This is a genomic window from Frankia sp. CeRuru1 (assembly GCF_977966315.1).
In genome coordinates this window covers 1-2,233 of sequence record NZ_CDWWEW010000411.1, presented here as the reverse complement: position 1 = coordinate 2,233, position 2,233 = coordinate 1, and the positions used below count along the sequence as shown (strand labels likewise).

Annotated in this window: 4 protein-coding genes and 1 pseudogene; 4 read left to right on the top strand and 1 reads right to left on the bottom strand. The window is 71.2% G+C overall.

Annotated elements, in window-relative coordinates:
- A partial coding sequence (locus tag AC08OP_RS21515; protein WP_476615840.1) for a hypothetical protein occupies positions 1-256 on the top strand: 256 nt, incomplete at its 5' end.
- Positions 257-502: 246 nt separating this feature from the next.
- Here AC08OP_RS21515 and AC08OP_RS21510 read toward each other — a convergent pair.
- Positions 503-640, bottom strand: coding sequence for a hypothetical protein (locus AC08OP_RS21510; protein WP_476615839.1), 138 nt, complete (start codon positions 638-640; stop codon positions 503-505).
- A 173-nt stretch (positions 641-813) separates the two neighbouring features.
- On the opposite strand from AC08OP_RS21510, the gene AC08OP_RS21505 reads away from it, so the two are divergent.
- The 3 genes and pseudogenes from AC08OP_RS21505 to AC08OP_RS21495 form a co-directional block, all read left to right on the top strand.
- Positions 814-1,611, top strand: a complete 798-nt coding sequence (locus AC08OP_RS21505) for a ParA family protein (RefSeq protein WP_476615838.1) — start codon at positions 814-816, stop codon at positions 1,609-1,611.
- Positions 1,612-1,757: 146 nt separating this feature from the next.
- Positions 1,758-2,054 carry a hypothetical protein gene (locus AC08OP_RS21500; protein ID WP_476615837.1) on the top strand — a complete coding sequence of 99 codons (297 nt, stop codon included), beginning with the start codon at positions 1,758-1,760 and terminating at the stop codon, positions 2,052-2,054.
- Positions 2,047-2,233 (top strand): annotated as a pseudogene (locus AC08OP_RS21495) (hypothetical protein); the annotation flags it as partial. The gene AC08OP_RS21500 and the pseudogene AC08OP_RS21495, both read left to right, overlap by 8 nt.

Genomic DNA, 2,233 nt, shown 5'->3' with positions numbered 1-2,233 from the left:
CCCGGCTGTTGCCGGTCGGCTCGCGACGGCGATCGAGGCGGTACGTGGGCCGCTGCGGCGAGGCCGCGACTTCGTCGAGGGCCGGGCGGCGGACAGCCGCGAGGCAGGGCACCTGCACCTGTCGGTCGGCTCCGCGATCCTCGCGGGCACCTTCCTGCGCTGGTACCAGGACATCGACCAGCTGGCCGAGTACGGCGAGTACGTGCTGCCGCCCGGACGGGTCCTGAGCTGGGAGTACGACATCCCGACCGAGTAGACGATCGCTGCGGCCCCGCGCGCGTCCTACTTCCGAACTCCCGTACTCCGGCAGTACGGGAGTTCACGACCGCTGACGTTATGAGCGGTCAGCGGGTGCTTGCCGCTGTGCTCGTTGGCATCGGGCACGGACTGGGCGACACAGATGGTTGTCCTTGGTGTGTCGCGGCGGCTGAGGGCCTGGTTGTGGTGGATGGCTGACATGCGTTCGCGCCGGCATCGCACCGGCCGAGGAGCACGAGCGCGGCTACAACCAGGATGAGAAGCACGACGCCTCCGCCTCCCACGGCGGCTGCGGGGCGGTCGGGAAGGTGCCGCCAGTGACCTCGGACCGGGCGACCTCGGCGGCGATGATCACGGACCCAAACCCGTCGTCCCACAACATCCTCAACGAACTTCCGCACTTCGGAAGTAGGAACTCCCGGGCTGGCGTCCGCCTTTGTGGAGTCGAGAGATCGGTCCCGCTACGGTGCGGGTGATGTCCGGGACTCCGGTGGTGCCGGACTCCCTCACTCCCGGAGTTCCGGAGTGCGGAACTCCGGGAGTGAGGGAGTCGGGATGGCGCGGATCACGATCGCGAACCACAAGGGGGGAGCGGGCAAGACGACGGCGGCCGTGAACCTGGCCGCGGCGCTCGCCGAGCTGGGGAAGCGGGTCCTGGTCGTCGACCTCGACCCGCAGGCGAACGCGAGCCGGCGCCTGGCCCGTCCGTTCGACCGGGATGATCCGGCGCCGACGACCAGCGAGGTCGTACAGTCCGGCGCGGTCGGCGTAGCCGCGGACGCCATCGCGTCGACCGGCTGGCCCGCCCCGTACGACGGCCTGGTCGACGTCATCCCCGCGAGGTTCGACCTGGACAACAGAGTCAGCGAGGCCGGCACCGTCGGTGCCGTCGGCCGACTCCGACGCGCGTTGCAGGACGTCGACGACGACTACGACGCCACCTTGATCGACTGTCCGCCGACCCTCGGCCACCTCGCGCAGCTGGGACTCGCCGCGTCCGACCACGTCCTGGTCGTCGTCGAACCCGAGTACGACTCCGTGGAGGGTGCGCTGAGGGTCCGCGATTTCGTCGCGGGCTACCGGGCCGACCTCGGCCGGCCCGACCTCACCGTGCTCGGCTACATCGTCAACCGGCTCCGGTCACGCGTCGGCGAGCACGCCTTCCAGCTCGACGGCCTCGCCGACCGGCTGGAGGGGGCGGTGTGGACCCCGCACATCCCTGAGTGGACCGCGAGCAAGGACGGGGCAAGTGCTGCCCTGCCGCTACGGGTCTGCGGATCCTCGCGCGGGCCGGCCATGGCCGGGCTGTGGGTCGAGCTCGCCCAGCGGCTGCTGACGGAGACAGCCCGGTGAGCCCCGTCAACCGGCAGCGTCCCGGCGGTGCCTCCCCGCTGAGGGTCTCGGTAGAGCAGCCGCGTGTGGGGGACGGGCCGTCCGGGCCAACTCCCGAAGTTCCGAAGTCCCGTACTCCGGTACCACCAGACTCCGGGACTTCGGAGGTGACGGAGTCCGTTAGTCCGGAGGTGCGGGCACGTCAGGGGCAGCCCCGCTACCTGACCATGGAGCGGGTAGATGCCCGCCTCCGCCCGGACCAGGTAGTCGAGCTGGCCGACCTCGCCCGGCGCCTCCAGCGCGCCCGCCGCGTTCGAGGCGAGCGGATCACCACCAACACCCTGATCCGCGTGGCCGCGGACCTACTGCTCGCCCACGCCGACGAGATCATCGGCGACACCGAAGTCGCTCTTCGAGCCTCCCTGGGACTCCCGAACTCCAGAACTCCGGAAGTTCGTGAGTAGGGCGTGGTCTGGGGATGGTCCGTGGGCCGCGCTCGCGGTGGCCCGTGGTGCGGGCTGGGCGCCGGCGCATGTCCGGTACGCGGCCGAGCCCACCCCGGAGCGTCCCGAGGGGGCGGTGATCGCGACGGCGACGCCGGACCGGTGGGCGGGTCAGCCGGTGCGCCTGTTGGATCTCAGCC

What these genes read in the sequence shown, in the direction of transcription:
- AC08OP_RS21510 (WP_476615839.1), bottom strand. Translation starts at nt 640, where the DNA reads ATGTTGTGGGACGACGGGTTTGGGTCCGTGATCATCGCCGCCGAGGTC.
- AC08OP_RS21505 (WP_476615838.1), top strand. Translation starts at nt 814, where the DNA reads ATGGCGCGGATCACGATCGCGAACCACAAGGGGGGAGCGGGCAAGACG.